Annotated in this window: 18 protein-coding genes, 1 other RNA gene and 3 pseudogenes; 11 read left to right on the top strand and 11 right to left on the bottom strand. The window is 41.6% G+C overall.

What is annotated here, in order from left to right:
• A pseudogene (locus tag CDZ78_RS04145) lies at nt 1-258 on the top strand (SLC13 family permease); the annotation flags it as partial.
• A 180-nt stretch (nt 259-438) separates the two neighbouring features.
• Here CDZ78_RS04145 and CDZ78_RS04140 read toward each other — a convergent pair.
• The 4 genes from CDZ78_RS04140 to CDZ78_RS04130 are packed head-to-tail and all read right to left on the bottom strand — an operon-like array spanning nt 439 to nt 2587.
• The gene (locus CDZ78_RS04140; protein ID WP_167374171.1) at nt 439-1011 is read right to left on the bottom strand and encodes an efflux RND transporter permease subunit; all 573 of its coding nucleotides are present in this window, start codon (nt 1009-1011) and stop codon (nt 439-441) included.
• Nucleotides 965-1258: a hypothetical protein gene (locus CDZ78_RS21695; protein ID WP_167374170.1), complete on the bottom strand. Its 294-nt coding sequence runs from the start codon at nt 1256-1258 to the stop codon at nt 965-967. Before CDZ78_RS21695 ends, CDZ78_RS04140 begins: the two co-directional genes overlap by 47 nt.
• Nucleotides 1242-1613 carry a hypothetical protein gene (locus CDZ78_RS23560; RefSeq protein WP_280175538.1) on the bottom strand — a complete coding sequence of 124 codons (372 nt, stop codon included), beginning with the start codon at nt 1611-1613 and terminating at the stop codon, nt 1242-1244. Before CDZ78_RS23560 ends, CDZ78_RS21695 begins: the two co-directional genes overlap by 17 nt.
• A gap of 38 nt (nt 1614-1651) precedes the next feature.
• Nucleotides 1652-2587: an efflux RND transporter permease subunit gene (locus CDZ78_RS04130; protein ID WP_087868839.1), complete on the bottom strand. Its 936-nt coding sequence runs from the start codon at nt 2585-2587 to the stop codon at nt 1652-1654.
• Nucleotides 2588-3143: 556 nt separating this feature from the next.
• On the opposite strand from CDZ78_RS04130, the gene ffs reads away from it, so the two are divergent.
• The 5 genes from ffs to CDZ78_RS04105 all read left to right on the top strand — a co-directional run bounded on the left by ffs (nt 3144) and on the right by CDZ78_RS04105 (nt 6196).
• Nucleotides 3144-3240: signal recognition particle sRNA small type (gene ffs, locus CDZ78_RS04125), an RNA gene on the top strand.
• Nucleotides 3241-3274: 34 nt separating this feature from the next.
• A complete protein-coding gene (gene dnaX / locus CDZ78_RS04120) occupies nt 3275-4921 on the top strand; it encodes a DNA polymerase III subunit gamma/tau (RefSeq protein ID WP_087868838.1) in 1647 nt (548 codons plus the stop codon).
• Between the two features lie 2 nt (nt 4922-4923).
• A complete protein-coding gene (locus tag CDZ78_RS04115; RefSeq protein WP_087868837.1) occupies nt 4924-5247 on the top strand; it encodes a YbaB/EbfC family nucleoid-associated protein in 324 nt (107 codons plus the stop codon).
• A 2-nt stretch (nt 5248-5249) separates the two neighbouring features.
• Nucleotides 5250-5849, top strand: a complete 600-nt coding sequence (gene recR / locus CDZ78_RS04110; RefSeq protein ID WP_087868836.1) for a recombination mediator RecR — start codon at nt 5250-5252, stop codon at nt 5847-5849.
• Between the two features lie 8 nt (nt 5850-5857).
• Nucleotides 5858-6196 (top strand): histidine triad nucleotide-binding protein, encoded by a 339-nt coding sequence (locus CDZ78_RS04105; RefSeq protein WP_087868835.1) that lies wholly within the window; start codon nt 5858-5860, stop codon nt 6194-6196.
• Nucleotides 6197-6525: 329 nt separating this feature from the next.
• Here the strand turns inward: CDZ78_RS04105 and rsgA are convergent, their stop codons facing one another.
• Together rsgA and CDZ78_RS04095 are read right to left on the bottom strand one after the other, a co-directional pair.
• Nucleotides 6526-7407 (bottom strand): ribosome small subunit-dependent GTPase A, encoded by an 882-nt coding sequence (gene rsgA / locus CDZ78_RS04100; RefSeq protein ID WP_087868834.1) that lies wholly within the window; start codon nt 7405-7407, stop codon nt 6526-6528.
• Between the two features lie 55 nt (nt 7408-7462).
• On the bottom strand, nt 7463-8704 hold the full coding sequence (locus tag CDZ78_RS04095; protein WP_087868833.1) for a M48 family metallopeptidase: 1242 nt from the start codon (nt 8702-8704) through the stop codon (nt 7463-7465).
• A gap of 293 nt (nt 8705-8997) precedes the next feature.
• Between CDZ78_RS04095 and orn the strand changes: the two genes are divergently transcribed.
• From orn to CDZ78_RS04075, 4 genes are all read left to right on the top strand, one after another.
• Entirely contained in the window at nt 8998-9552 is a 555-nt protein-coding gene (orn, locus tag CDZ78_RS04090) for an oligoribonuclease (RefSeq protein ID WP_087868832.1), read from the top strand.
• A 2-nt stretch (nt 9553-9554) separates the two neighbouring features.
• Nucleotides 9555-10262, top strand: a complete 708-nt coding sequence (gene crcB, locus CDZ78_RS04085; protein WP_087868831.1) for a fluoride efflux transporter CrcB — start codon at nt 9555-9557, stop codon at nt 10260-10262.
• Between the two features lie 286 nt (nt 10263-10548).
• Complete coding sequence (serS, locus tag CDZ78_RS04080; protein WP_087868830.1) at nt 10549-11829, top strand: serine--tRNA ligase; 1281 nt, start codon at nt 10549-10551, stop codon at nt 11827-11829.
• Nucleotides 11830-11831: 2 nt separating this feature from the next.
• A complete protein-coding gene (locus CDZ78_RS04075; RefSeq protein WP_087868829.1) occupies nt 11832-12341 on the top strand; it encodes a hypothetical protein in 510 nt (169 codons plus the stop codon).
• A 95-nt stretch (nt 12342-12436) separates the two neighbouring features.
• On the opposite strand, the pseudogene CDZ78_RS04070 reads toward CDZ78_RS04075, so the two are convergent.
• Nucleotides 12437-12775, bottom strand: a pseudogene (locus CDZ78_RS04070) (site-specific integrase); the annotation flags it as partial.
• A gap of 218 nt (nt 12776-12993) precedes the next feature.
• On the opposite strand from CDZ78_RS04070, the gene CDZ78_RS04065 reads away from it, so the two are divergent.
• On the top strand, nt 12994-13263 hold the full coding sequence (locus CDZ78_RS04065) for a hypothetical protein (RefSeq protein WP_087868827.1): 270 nt from the start codon (nt 12994-12996) through the stop codon (nt 13261-13263).
• Here CDZ78_RS04065 and CDZ78_RS04060 read toward each other — a convergent pair.
• The 4 genes and pseudogenes from CDZ78_RS04060 to CDZ78_RS21690 all read right to left on the bottom strand — a co-directional run bounded on the left by CDZ78_RS04060 (nt 13255) and on the right by CDZ78_RS21690 (nt 14783).
• Nucleotides 13255-13524, bottom strand: coding sequence for a type II toxin-antitoxin system YafQ family toxin (locus CDZ78_RS04060; RefSeq protein WP_087868826.1), 270 nt, complete (start codon nt 13522-13524; stop codon nt 13255-13257). The genes CDZ78_RS04065 and CDZ78_RS04060 overlap by 9 nt on opposite strands.
• Nucleotides 13517-13792 (bottom strand): type II toxin-antitoxin system RelB/DinJ family antitoxin, encoded by a 276-nt coding sequence (locus tag CDZ78_RS04055; protein WP_087868825.1) that lies wholly within the window; start codon nt 13790-13792, stop codon nt 13517-13519. The genes CDZ78_RS04060 and CDZ78_RS04055 overlap by 8 nt, the downstream gene beginning before the upstream one ends.
• Nucleotides 13793-14139: 347 nt before the next feature.
• Nucleotides 14140-14650 (bottom strand): annotated as a pseudogene (locus CDZ78_RS22875) (IS91 family transposase); the annotation flags it as partial.
• Complete coding sequence (locus CDZ78_RS21690; RefSeq protein ID WP_167374168.1) at nt 14637-14783, bottom strand: hypothetical protein; 147 nt, start codon at nt 14781-14783, stop codon at nt 14637-14639. The pseudogene CDZ78_RS22875 and the gene CDZ78_RS21690, both read right to left, overlap by 14 nt.
• Nucleotides 14784-14820 lie beyond the last annotated feature (37 nt).

The raw sequence follows: 14820 nt of genomic DNA, 5'->3' as shown, positions 1-14820 counted from the left end.
TTTGCTTTGTTTCCCTTTGCTGGCGTACTCACCCCTAAAGAAGTATCAACTGCATTAGGCAGTCATATCATATTGCTATTAATGGGTGGCTTTATGTTATCGCGATCTCTGGAAAAAAGTGGCGTACATCGCCGACTCGCGATCTATATGGTAAGGCTCGCAGGAGTTAATAGTGGCAAACGGGTAGTTATTGGGTTTATGCTGGCAGCTGCTTTTTTAAGCATGTGGATATCTAATACTGAAGTTTCCCAATTATTGAGTAGCTGAAATACACAATGCTGGTGTATCGAGGTTTATTTTAGGTGGTTTTGCCATGTTTATAGCAAACCCCTACTTAATTCCCCTTAGGCAATAGCATTTGAAACGAATGAAAAGACTATTTTTTTCATATAGTTGTAGCATAGTTTCAATTTTACCATAAATAATTATTGGGAAACTTCAGATAATAAAGACCATAATAATTAAAGCGGGCACCATACCCGGTTTTAAACCGTCTTGCGATTCCTTCGAAGTATCGTACTCACCATCCCAGTCCATTTTATAACCCGGCGGCAATTTTATGGCATTAAACTCAGATAATACACTATCTCTCAAAGTGGGCGTAGTAACACCAATTTTAGGCGAAGCTTGTACGGTGATCGCTCTACGCCGGTCCCAACGCCAGATAACCGGATCCTCCCAGGCTACTTCAACAGATTTAGTGACCTGCGCTAACGGTACAGCATCAATTGCAAAAGGCGAAAGCACTTGCAACATATCTATATTTGTTGCGGCTTGTACACGTTCACTTTCCTGGTGGCGCAGGACGATGGGTATTAAATCATCTTCTTGCCGGAATTGTCCTACTGTTATGCCATCAAAAGCCCTTTTTGAAGCTCTGGCCACATCACCTCTGGAAATGCCACTCCATCGACCTCTAGCCTGACCATACTCAGGGACTACTTTTTTAACACGTTGCCGCCAATTACTCCTGGATTCTAAGGTGTAAGGGCTTTGCTCTAGTATAGCCAAACCCCCTGATCGGCCAGAGAACGCAGAATTTCCGGGTCGCAGTTGCAGGCCCACTAAAGCGTGCTTCAAACTTCCAGTCATCAAAGCTACCGACCGGATACTTACGCACTCGAATAAAGGCATCAGGATAATTCTCTGCAAACCAAGGCGTTATATCGGCTATAACGGTATCCACATCGTCCAGTGTTTCGGTATTGACGATTAATTGAGCATACGAGGAATGAGGAGTCTCAGGGTTTACCGGCAAATAAAAAACGCGGCGGTCCTTGTCCAATAAAAGAGCTGACACTTTCCACCTGGGAGAGGGTCAATAATTTATCTTCTATACCCTGCAAATGACTTGCTACCTGTTCAATACGGTTGCCTTCTGGTTCCCAATAGTCGATCATCACTTGAAGCCGTGAATATTCTGGAAAAAATAACACAGGGACGTAACGAAAACCTAACACAGAAAGAAAAAGCAAGCCCACCATCGCGCCCATAAACATGACTCTATATTTGATAGAGAATGCTAACAAACTACGAAATTTCTGATAAAACCCGCCTGCATAAATATCCTCATTTGCATCCTTATCGGGATCAGGTAACATGACCATACACATTAGCGGGGTGACTGTTTGCGATAATACCCAGCTAAAAATCAGCGATATAAACACGACGACAAAAAGGCTACCTGCATATTCACGGTACTTACTGTCGAAGTATAAATTGGATAGAAATCCATGCAAGCAATCACCGTTGCACCTAATAATGGCCATGAAGGCGTGCTTGCTGCTTCAATCGCAGCTTGCTTTCGATCTACCCCTTGTTTTAGTTTGACCACAAACCCATCAACCACAACAATGGCATTATCGACCATCATCCCCATTGAAATAATCAACGCGCCTAGTGAAACGCGCTGTAAATCAAGGCCAACGATTTTCATCACGATAAAGGTACCCAGGATTGCGACAATCAGCCCACTAAAACCAATGATAACCCCTACCCGAAGCCCCATACTGACCGCAAGTACAATAAGAACAATAAGCACCGCTTCAAGCAGGTTGATCATAAAGACTTTAATAGAATCAGCAACGGACTCTGATTGCCAGGAAACTTTATGGATTTCTATCCCGACCGGTAAGGTCCCCTGTAGCTCAGCTAATCTTTTATCAATCGCTTCCCCCACGGTAACAATATTCGTGCCACCAACTGGAGCGAGCGCTATTGATATAGCGGGTTGACCATCAAAGCGCAATAATTGTTTGGCAGGCTTTAAATACCCTTCGCTGACAGTGACAACATCTTTAAGGTGAAGTAATTCACTTTTTCCTTTTGCATTCAGTCGTGATGCGGTCACACTTAACTCAGCAATATCCTGAGGATCATTAAATGCACCCGTTGGACTAACACGCAATCGTTCGTTCTGGATTTCCACATACCCCGCATCAACAATTTCATTTTGGTTGTGCAATCGCTGAAAATCAGGGAAAGGTAGCCTAAGCGAAGTGATGATTTTTAGTCCGCGATAGCCGTAGGGCCGTTGTTTTGTCGGAGTCTGAGCGTTAGCGAAGGTGGAGACAAAATAAAAGGCCATCCGACACGGCGTCAAGTCATTTGGAGCCTATGTTCCGACCCCTTGTTGGGTCGGGACGAGGTGACGAGGACGAATCGGGGCCGCCGGAGGCATAAGTGGTCGCGTTATACTTAACTGGGGGGATTTATGTAAAGGTAGAGGTCAGGTGCTCTGAACATACTCTTCAAGCTCCGCATAGGTAAACCCATCGCCAGTAACAGATAACAAAAAACCGAAGACATAACCAAAGTGATCACCCACCGCAGGCTTGCCTGCACCAGGAGGCAGGCTATGCTCAATATCGCCTATTTTTTTTTGAATGTCTACAATGGCTCGAAAAACAACTATTCAAAAATAAAATTTGATTGCAGAGTGTTCTATTATTAGTTGTCAGATTAAGGTTGTAGCAGTGTTGATAAGCTGCAATCAGCTCTCTTTCTACAGCGCTTGCGATGCAGTATTTCTTAAGGAATTATGCAAACCAATAATAAATTAAGATTTACGCTTGAACTGTACTCGTAAATAACGCATAATAGCCGCTCTTCAACGCTAGTGGTTGTCGACATTATGGTTACTGTGTCGGTCCTCTCGCAACGATATTCTGTAAACTCCGCCAGGCCTGGAAGGGAGCAACGGTAGCAGAAGATTCGTGTGCTGAGATGTGGCTGGCATGGTATCCGCCCAATCTCTACATTCTAGCACTCCGCCATGAATCATCAGGTTCTCGCCAGAAAATGGCGTCCGCATAATTTCACCGAAATTGTTGGTCAAGAGCACGTTAGCCAGTCGCTAATTAATGCATTGCAACATAATCGTTTACACCATGCTTATTTATTTACCGGCACTCGCGGTGTAGGAAAAACTACCATAGCCAGAATCCTGGCAAAAGCAATTAATTGCGAAAACCTTCAAAACTATAATCCCTGTGGGCAATGCGCTGTTTGTCAGGCCTTAGATGAAGGGCGGTTTCTAGATTTAATCGAAGTAGATGCTGCTTCGCGTACTAAAGTCGAAGATACTCGTGATCTATTAGATAACGCTCAATATGCGCCTAATGTGGGTAAGTATAAAGTTTACCTGATTGATGAAGTGCATATGCTATCAGGGCACAGTTTTAATGCCTTGCTTAAAACTCTTGAAGAACCCCCCGAACATGTTAAGTTTTTATTAGCCACCACTGATCCGCAAAAAATCCCCGTTACTGTTTTATCGCGTTGTTTACAATTTAATTTAAAATGCCTGACCCCTAGCCAGATAAGTGAACAAATGGCTTATATTCTTGGTGAAGAAAAAATTGAATTTGAGCAGGGTGCGTTGCGCTTAATTGCGCGTGCTGCTGATGGTAGTATGCGTGATGGATTGAGTTTGCTGGATCAGGCGATTGTTTTTGGTAATGATGTCGTTAGTACTGAAACAGTGAGTCAGATGCTCGGTACCATTGCTCAGCAACCGGTAGAGGATTTGTTGCGTTGTCTGGCGCAGAAGGATGCGCAAAAGGTATTGCATACCATAAAGGATCTAGCGGAATTAACGCCTGACTTTGCCGATATATTGCAGCAAGTACTCTATGTGTTAAACAGATTAGCTTTGATTCAACTGGTGCCGTCAGTGGCAGACGCGGAAGAAGATGCTGAGATGCTGAGTGAGTTAAGTCAGCTATTTTCTGCAGAAGAATTACAGTTGTATTATCAAATTGCACTAATGGGTCAGAAAGACCTCGGTTTGGCACCAGAGCCAAGAGCTGGGTTTGAAATGATCATGCTTAGAATGCTCGCTTTTAATCCGCAATTCAGTGGAGTTAAGCCGCAGAACAGAGTTGCGCCGGTTGTAGCTCAAAAGCCCAGACCTCAATCGAGTTCAGTTCAAAGAGAGGCGGCTGAACCTCGAATAGTACCTCAAGTAATACCTGAGGCGGTTAGCCCTATTGCTATAGAAAACGAGACGACAGAACCTAATGCTGATTTACCGTGGCATGATGTTGTGGATGCTATGAAATTAATGGGTTTAACTCGTGAGTTAGCAAATAATTGTATTTTAGAGTCGCTAGATGAGCAGCAATGCCGCCTGATCCTGGACCCAAAGCAAGCACAGATTAGAAGTCCCCGTTCTGAAGAGAAATTACAGTCAGCGGTACAAAAGTATTATGGTAAAGCTCTTAAGTTAGTGATTAAAACAGAGTCTGTTGCCAGTGATACACCAGCTATAAAAAACCATAAAGCAAAATTGAATCGACAGCAAGAAGCAGTCGATGCGATAGATAATGATGAAAACATACAGGCATTAAAAACAAATTTTGATGCACGCGTAATTCCTGGTTCAATTGAGCCAGTGCAAAATAATAGTGAGGAGAAATAAATATGAAGGGTGCGCTTGGTAATATTATGCAGCAGGCTCAGAAAATGCAAGAAGATATGCAAAAAGCTCAAGCTGAACTTGAGGCGTTAGAAGTCACGGGTGAAGCTGGCGGAGGCATGGTCAGTATCTTGATGACAGGGAAAAGAGAAGTTCGTAAAGTGTCTATTGATGATGCTTTGGTTGGTGATGATAAGGAAATGCTGGAAGATTTAGTGGCGGCTGCGATTAATGATGCGGTACATAAAGTTGCTAAACTTAAAAAAGAAAAAATGGGTGATGTTACTTCTGGAATGCCACTACCTCCCGGGTTCAAAATGCCATTCTAAATATGCTAAAACAAGAATTACTAAGTGAAGTAATTGATGCCTTATGCTGTATGCCTGGTGTGGGACCAAAGTCTGCACAGCGGATAGCACTGCATTTATTTCAACGAGATAGAGGTGGTGCCGAAAACCTGGCTAAAGTACTGCAAGTGGCTGTTGAAAAACTAGGTTTGTGTAAAAAATGCCGAACCCTGAGTGAACATGAATTATGTGAACTGTGTGCCAATTCTGAGCGCGACCAGCAGGTTTTATGTGTGGTAGAAAGCCCGGCAGATGTCTGGTTGATTAATCAGGCAACTGATTTTAAAGGTATCTTCTTTGTTTTAAACGGGCGCTTATCACCGTTGGATGGCATAGGACCAGATGAAATAGGCCTGGATCAACTTGAACAGCAATTAGAGAATACTCAGATAACTGAGCTGATTCTGGCGACTAATTCCACGGTAGAAGGTGAAGCAACCGCACACTTTATTGCCCAGCTGGCTTTGCCATATAAGATTAAGGTAAGCCGTATTGCACACGGTGTGCCCGTTGGTGGTGAGCTGGAATTTATTGATAGTAGTACTCTTGCTCATGCTTTCAGTGGGCGACGTGATATAGCATAGGAGAGCACATGACTGATTGTCTATTTTGTAAAATGGTAGCCAAAGAAATCAAGCCTGATATCGTATACGAAGATGATCAGGTACTTGCTTTCAGAGATATTAGCCCTAAAGCGCCGACTCATATTCTGGTTGTTCCTAAGCAGCACGTTGCTACCCTGAATGATCTGCAGGATAAGCAACTGGCAGGGCATTTATTGCAAACTGTTGCACAGATTGCCAATGCTGAAGGCATCGCTGAAACAGGTTACCGTACTGTTATTAATTGTAATAATGCAGGTGGGCAAGAAGTGTATCACCTGCATCTACACTTACTAGGTGGTCGACAAATGAGTTGGCCGGCAGGTTGATTTTACATAGCTTTGTCAGAGTCTATGGAATATTTGGCAAAGGTATCTGAGTGTAATGCTGCTTACTTAAGAATTTATTGATTAAATTTCAATAAGATAAGAATGTAGGCTGGGTTAGATTTTTTTACGAAGTAAAAAAACGTAACCCGGCAACACGTTGATTTATGGTGAAATGCTGGGTTAGATTATCGCGCTTTGCTTGATAAGCTAACCCAGCCTACCATATGAAAACTATTGATTAAATTTCAATAAGATAAGACGTTGGGTTATCTGCGCCTCGCTAGATGATCTAATTCAACCTATGATTATAAGTTATTGCTAGATAAAAATTAATCAAGTGACATTTTTTCCCGCAATTTCAAAAAACGCTGATAGCGAGCGCTAGAGATGCTTCCATCTCCCACAGCGCTGCGAACTGCACAGCCTTTGTCTTTTACATGCCGGCAATTATTAAATTTACAATGTTCTATAAATTCCTGAAACTCTCGGTAGCCGTGAGCTAATTGGTTTTCTGATAGTCCGGCTAATCCAAATATGGCGACTCCTGGGCTATCAATTAAATCTCCGCCTTCAGGCAAATGATAGAGTGTAGCGGCTGTTGTGGTATGTCTGCCATGTTTGGTAATTGCGGAGACAGTATTGGTCTTCAGTTCTTTATCTGGAATCAGCGCGTTGGTTAATGACGATTTTCCTACACCAGACTGTCCGGAAAAAATACTAATTTTATTTAACAGAGCCTGCTTAAGGTTGTTTATGCCTGCATTTTCTATTGCACTAACGCGGAATAATGGATAGCCAAGATTTTGATAGTTAGCGAGCTCTTGTTCGATATTATCAACAGTAGCTAAATCTGATTTATTATAGATTAACAGGGCATTGATGTTGCGATTTTCACAGATGGCAAGGTACTGATCTATTAGTAAAAAATCACAGAAAGGCTCGGTTGCGAAAACGACAAATATCTGATCAATATTAGCTGCCACAGGGCGTGTTTTTGAGCCTTTATTAGGTCGTTCCAATAATGAATGGCGAGGTAATAGCTCTTCAATTCGACCTTGATCTTTAGCGACTATGGTTATTTTTACACTATCGCCGGCGGCAACTGTTTCTACTTTTCGGCGGGTCTGGCAAAGGATTATATTGCCGTCTATTTCAACGGCAATACCTTTGCCCAGGTGCGAAATAACCAGTCCTTGATGCAACTCTGTCATAAATTATAGAAAAGATTTTATCGTGTTTATCAAAGCGGGAAAAAAGGTAAACATATTATAGTTTAGGCTCTAAGTGCGCTATACGTATAGCGGCAGGAGGGTGACTATAATGAAATGCAGAAAATAAAGGGTCGGGTGTTAAAGTGCTGGCATTTTCTTTATAAAGTTTTACCAGGCCACTAATTAATTTACTGGCCTGAGCATGCTCGGCGGCAAAGTCATCAGCTTCGAATTCAAATTTACGCTGAAAATAAGCACTGATTGGAGTCATAAATGTAGTGAAAGCAGGCGAAACCAGCATAAACAGCAACAAAGCCGCCGCGTTAGAAGGAATATCAACACCTAAACCTGTAAAGAACCAGTTCTGAGTAATCAGCCAGCCTAAAATGCCTAAGCTGATTAAGCTCATAATTGAGCTTGCAACGAGCATTTTAATGACATGTTTGCGTTTAAAATGGCCTAACTCATGTGCCAGGACAGCTTCCATTTCGTCATCATCTAATGACTCGGCAAGTGTATCAAAGAATACGATACGTTTATTACTACCCATGCCAGTAAAATAGGCATTACCATGACCAGAGCGTTTTGATCCGTCCATAATAAAAATACCATTACTACAAAATCCACAGCGCTCAAGTAACTGATTAATTCGGTCTTTTAAAGTGCCGTCTTCTAAGGGTGTGAATTTATTAAATAAAGGTGCGATAAGCGTTGGGTAGAGCCAGCTCATAAGTAATGAGAAGCTGATTAAAATAGCCCAGGTCCAGACCCACCATGAGCTTCCTAGTGCATCCATGACCCATAGAATAAGAGCCAGTAAGGGTAGGCCAATAATGGCAATTAATGCTAATTGCATTAACTGGTCGATGATAAATTGTTTAACAGTGCTATTATTAAAGCCGTATTTTTCTTCAATAACAAAGGTTTGATAGAGCGTTGTGGGTAATTCAAGTACCGACATAATGGCAAATACAGAACCTAATGAAGCAATCCCGGCCATGATAGGTGATAATTCAAAGCTCGCCCAATAATTAAACACAAGGCTTATGCCTCCTCCCAGCGTTAATGCTAAAAGAAAGACAATGCCTACAACGCTGTCTATATCGCCTAGCTTGCCTTTTTCAATTGTGTAGTCTGCCGCTTTTTGATGAGCTTCCAGGGTGATTGATTTGGTAAAGGCCTCAGGTACCTCGGTGCGGTGTTTGAGTACGTGGGCAGATTGACGTCTAGATAACCAGAATTGCACGGAATAGGATAAAACCAGTGCGATTAAAAAGATATAAGTAAAAGTATTCATTGCTTGTATGCTTGGATAATAAATTGAGTGGTTAATAAAAGTGCTTATCAGCTTACTGAGTTAAGCCGCTATTTTAGAATAATAAAGACAATTTGTAACGGCTCTTTAATCTAAAGCGAACTGGAGAGGTGAAAATGTTCATGTTTCTGAATAAGCAAGCGCGGTGAATAGTGGGGAATATTTTTCTAATTTTCCTAAGCATAAGAAACGGGAGAATGCCTTAGTGCGCTATGGCTATACAGATTAGCCAATGCTACAATTTACCACACAATCTATTTTTTATGGATAAATAAATGCCACAACAACAAGAAAATCTGGTCTGGCTTGACCTGGAGATGACTGGCCTGGATCCGGATAGCGATCTAATTATCGAGATAGCAACCGTAGTCACTGATAAGTATTTAAATGTTTTGGCTACAGGTCCGGTAATAGCGGTACACCAAAGTGACCAGGCGCTAGAAGAAATGGATGACTGGAATCAGAAACATCACGGGCAATCGGGGCTTATCGAGCGCGTGAAAAACTCGACTATAGAGACTGCCGAAGCTATGCAGCAAACACTTGAGTTTTTAAAGCAATGGGTGCCGGCTGGTAAATCGCCAATGTGTGGTAATAGTATTGGTCAGGATAGGCGTTTTTTGTACCGTTATATGCGCGAACTAGAAGAGTATTTTCATTACCGTAATATCGATGTGTCCACATTGAAAGAATTGGCGCGGCGTTGGGCACCTCATGTAGTCGATTCTGTGCAGAAGAAAGAAACACATCAAGCGCTGGAAGACGTTATAGAGTCCATAGAAGAGCTAAAACATTATCGTGAACATTTTATTAAGCTTGAACTAGACTAAATATGGATTCAATAATTGCAATAGCTATTGGGGGCGCCTGTGGAGCGGTATTACGTTTTCTAGTTTCCAGTGGTATTTATCAATGGTTAGGGCGTGGTTTTCCGTATGGAACTCTAGTGGTTAATGTGCTGGGTTCCTTTTTGATTGGATTATTGACCGAAGCCCTGGTATTGCAGCGTATAGCAATTGCCACAGAATATAGATCAGCAATATTGGTGGGCTTATTTGGTTCATTTACCACGTTTTCAACTTTCTCACTGGAAACACTGTATTTGATTGAGCAGGGTAATTTACTCAAGGCGGCGCTGAATATTTTAATTAGTGTTTGTGCCTGCATATTTGCCGTTTGGGTGGGGTTGATGGCTGGGCGGTTGTTATATTCTCACTCCGATGGGGTGATCCGTTTGATGGGCTGGGTATTCCCTTATGCTATTGTCGCTGTAAACGCGCTAGTTGCATTTTTAATAGGGTTATTAGCGGCATTATTAACCTATAAATCCGCATTGCCAGATGAGTATAGAGCAGTACTGGTTATTATAGTCGTCGGTATGTTTGCTACGCTGTCCAGTTTATATCTGGTTTTATACCTGATGGAAGAAGGGCATCAATTTGAAAAAGAACTGAATATGATGCTTAGCGTGTTTTTAGGTAATGCCCTATTATGTAGCGCGGCAATCTGGGCAGGTTTGTTAATAGGTAAGCAGGTTTAAAATGACTGTAGAGCGGATTTTAGTTCGCTATGGTCGAATTTAATAACGGGTTGAAGAGGCAGTGAAGGTATTCTTTTTTTTACCTTCCCCCTTGAAAAATGGGGATTGAAGGGGGTTTATAAAAACATAAGCTATTGATGTTTTAAGATTAGTTTTTATGTGTCAAACCGCCCCTAACCCCTCCTTAACCAAGGGGGGGTATGTTGAATACTTTCTCGGTCTCTGAAGTCCGCCCAGAAGATAGCTCTTTTTAGAGCATTTTATTTTAAAGGTAAGTTAAAGAATTATGTTAGATCCTCATTTATTTAGATCAGATCTTGAATTTGTACAGACTCAACTAAAAAGACGCGCAATTGATTTTGATGCGGATTTTTATACAGATTTAGAAAATAGACGTAAAGCGGTACAAGTTAAAACGCAGGAATTACAAAATGAGCGTAATTTAAGGTCCAAATCAATAGGTCAGGCGAAAGCAAAAGGTGAGGATGTAAAGCCATTACTAGACCAGGTGCAAGGTTTAGGTGAGCAATTAAAGGCAGCAGAGACAGAGTTATCTGAAATTCAGGTGCAAATGAAAGAGTTGATGGAAGAACTGCCTAATATTCTCGACTCATCAGTACCAGCAGGTAATGATGAGGATGATAATGTCGAGATTAGTCGGTGGGGAGAGCTACCCGCATTTGACCTTGAGATAAAGGATCATGTTGATCTGGGCGCTTTGCATAAGGGTATGGATTTCGAGGTGGCTGCAAAAATTACGAGTGCCCGGTTTGTAGCATTAAAAGGAAATATTGCTCGCCTGCAAAGAGCTATTATCCAGTTTATGCTGGACACTCACGCAGATGAGCATGGATATTCAGAAACCTATGTGCCCTATATCGTTAATTCAGATAGTTTGTACGGTACAGGGCAGTTGCCGAAATTTGCTGATGATTTATTTAAAGTTAGTACTGACCCGGATTTATATTTAATCCCGACAGCGGAAGTACCTGTTACCAATATTGTGCGTAATGAAATTGTTGATAACGCTGAAATGCCAGCCAAAATGGTTTGTCATACACCATGTTTTCGTAGTGAAGCAGGTGCTTATGGTAAAGATGTGCGAGGTTTGATTCGGCAGCATCAGTTTGAAAAAGTTGAATTAGTACAAATTGTTAAAGCAAGTGAGTCGGAGCAAGCGCATGAAGAGCTTACTAACCATGCTGAAAATATCCTGAAAAAATTAAAACTACCTTATCGTAAAGTTTTATTATGCGCTGGTGATACTGGTTTTTCATCGACTAAAACTTATGATCTGGAAGTCTGGTTACCAGGCCAGGATACCTATAGAGAAATTTCATCGTGTAGTAATTTCAAGGATTTTCAGGCGCGTCGATTAAAAGCACGCTGGCGCAACCCTGAAACAGGTAAGCCTGAATTAGTGCATACTATAAATGGCTCTGGTTTAGCCGCTGGACGTACTTTGGTAGCTGTTATGGAGAATTATCAGACTGCTGCTGGGGATATTACTGTTCCTGAGGTTCTATTGCCCTATATGGGCGGCATTAAGGTCATTAGTGTAAAGTAAAAATGGGGGTACTACTTATGCAGAACAAAGGCGCAATAAGTAGAGCCTTAATTTTTTCTAGCACCTTATTTTTGAGTGCTTGTAATGATAATTTAGAGCAAGAAAAGAGTAATAGCGAGAGTGTTGCTATTGAGTCATCGGAAAACGTTGTCGCTGCAGAAAGCTCTCAGCGGGCTAAAGGGTGGGTAGATAGACTCGATCCTAATAAGGAGAATAAGAAAGGAATAAAAACTGTCGATTTAGCTGATGGTTTTTCTGTTGAGGAAAGTAAGCAAGAGGCGCTTAGGGTTTTAGATTTATCATTAAATTTCGAAGCAAGAGCAACTGATAAATCACCTTATCTCTATAGAGGTAGAGGCGAGCAGCTAAAATTGTTGCCAGGAATTTTTGAATCTGAAGAGCTAACTTCTAGTATTGAAATGGAGGCGCATTTTGAAGGGCCTCATAATGAGAATCAAGAAAAAGAGATGACACCCGATGGTGCTGGGCTTGAGTTTAAAATAGGTTTTTAATGCTTGCAAGGCGTGGGTGGGTTGCTGTTAGTAGCTAATCCAGGTAGTGGGTTAAATCTGTTATTTCACTTAAATAATTAGGAGAAGTAAAGTGCTTCCGCCACCGTCACAATATCGGGAATACGCGTACAGCGAGGTGGTTTAACCATCGGCACATCAACCCATGATTTATGGAGTACATGCGTATAGAAAAACTTTAGCCCATAGAGATCTAATTTCACCGCACTCCAGGAAAGACGGTTTAAAAGATCATAAAAATAATCCACCAGTTGCTCTTGCGATAAGTTATCCAGATGTCCCTGAAAATGCTCGCCGATACGACGAATAGCACGCGAATAGGCATCAATGGTTTTGGGTTGCAGGCCTTGAAGCTTTAAATGCTTACAGTGCTGGGTATAATAATGGTTGAATTGAAGCTCTATCGATGGTGTCATAACAGGGTAACCTCATTTTTGCTAGTTAAATGAGCTTACAAATTAACCTGTTATGCAGATAACAGGCAATGAGGTTACACTATAAATTTAGGGGTGAAGCTGTTTTTCTCCGCGATAGCGGCTTCGTCCAACAAGCCGCTCCACCAGACGTTTGTCGCGCTACGCTTGCAATCGCTGGTGAGCTTTTTGCGTTATATGTTTGAAAACTGGGTAATTAAATGACTGAGTATGAAATAAGGGGTGGTGAGATAAGAGGGCTGGCAAAAACTCTTGTTTTACAGTTTATGCAAAACAATCATGACTACAAGCCAGGAAAAAATGGATTAAAGTTGGCGCAAATATTTAGAATGTGTGGGTTCGATTGGGGGGAGTATGAAAAAGCGACGTCATCTAATCAACAATATTGGATTGTAGCGTTAGTGAGAGAGTTAGAGTATGAGGGCAAAATTGAACGAGATCCTAGCACTAAACATTGGTGTTTAAAATAAATCACTGTGAGTCCCAAGCCTAGCTAACTGGAGTTCGTCAGAATTTATTTTATAAATCAAGAGTTGGTCAGGTTTTATATGGCATTCACGAAATTTAGCCCAATTACCAGATAGCTCATGATCTTTGTATTTTTTATCAAGAGTTAAGCCTTTTTCTAGAGTGGAAATCACTTCAAATATGGCTTTTAAATCTGGTAATGGTAAGTTTCGTACCTTTTTAAAGTCTTTTTTGAAATGGTTTGAATATCTGATTTTAAGCATTGTTTAGTTTAGCTTGAAGATCATTAAAAAGTTCAGTTACATTATCGGTTGTATGTCCATTGCCCTTTTCAAGCTCTTGAATCGCTTGTATTGTAATGGAATTTGGTTGTTTAGCTTTTAGTTCAAATGGAATCCCACCATAATTGATAACTGCTTTTGCAAATAGTTTTATGGCTTGAGATGGACTTAACCCTATTTCTTCGCAAACATGCGAAAACTCTATTTTCATGTCGTGATCAATGCGTGTGCTAATAATGTCTGTTTTCATTTTCGTACTCTGAGTTAGTTGTTATTGAGTACAATTGTAATACAAATATATGTATTTTGATGTTAATGTTAATAGTTAGAATACATATAACGAACAAGGTTAGATTGTGATCGCGAAGCGAGCCACAATCTGAACCGTTTGTTGGACAAGCCCGGCAATGATAGTATGAATTCTGTTAGATCCGCTATATGAACACGCTTTTTATTGATCAGCCTGATTGATTAATCAGAGCTCTATTTTTAAATCTTAACTGAACATTGTAAGTTGCCTATTGCAGACAACTTACAACAACAAGTTTTGGAGCAATTTTTTAGCCTAAATCCCCGATTTTAGCCCAAGCAACTCCCTCAGGGTCTTATCCTGCTTGCTTGGGTGAAGGCGTCGGCCCCACCACAGCACTTGCAACTAAATTGCGGGCGTGGTTTCAGAGTGCGTAATATCTTCGCCGGATCAAACTTTAGCAGGATGTGAATCAGTTTAATCACGCCCTTGCTATTGGGGTGTAAAAAGCCAAGGTTTCGTGCGCGACGAAAGCCTTTAGGCAAAACATCGGTGTTGCAATACCAGCCATAAAAAATCAGCTCCCGACACTGTTTTGGTTTGATAGCGTTTGGTTTTACTGTCTTGATAGCGGTATGTCACTTTGCCATCCTGACAGGATAAAATATCCTTTTCACGAATCACCCAACGGTACAGATATCGTCCCAGATAAATCAGAGCCTTATCGCCAGCTCCGACAAACTTGCAATCCACTACCCATGTTTTCGGAATCTTCGCAGGAAAAGGAAGTTTCTCTTCGCTCATGCGTGTCAGCATTTTAGCGCGAAACACTTTTGCCAAGGCTTTATGATGAAACAGGCGCTGTCAGCCCCGGACGGGATGATAGTCTCCAGAAGGCGCAGGGAAATTTGCCAATCCGAAGTGCGCGATAGCGCGCGAGGGAGGCTAAAATTTTATCCCGAATAGCCGTAGAGCCATTTGAGGTAGCCATGACTGAGCTGCTTTGTGCTCAGTCTGTGGCGGACGCA

The sequence above is a fragment of the Bathymodiolus platifrons methanotrophic gill symbiont genome (genome assembly GCF_002189065.1).
Lineage (GTDB): Bacteria > Pseudomonadota > Gammaproteobacteria > Methylococcales > Methylomonadaceae > Methyloprofundus.
Note: the sequence above shows the minus strand (reverse complement) of the source record. Positions and strands in the feature narration are given on the sequence as shown.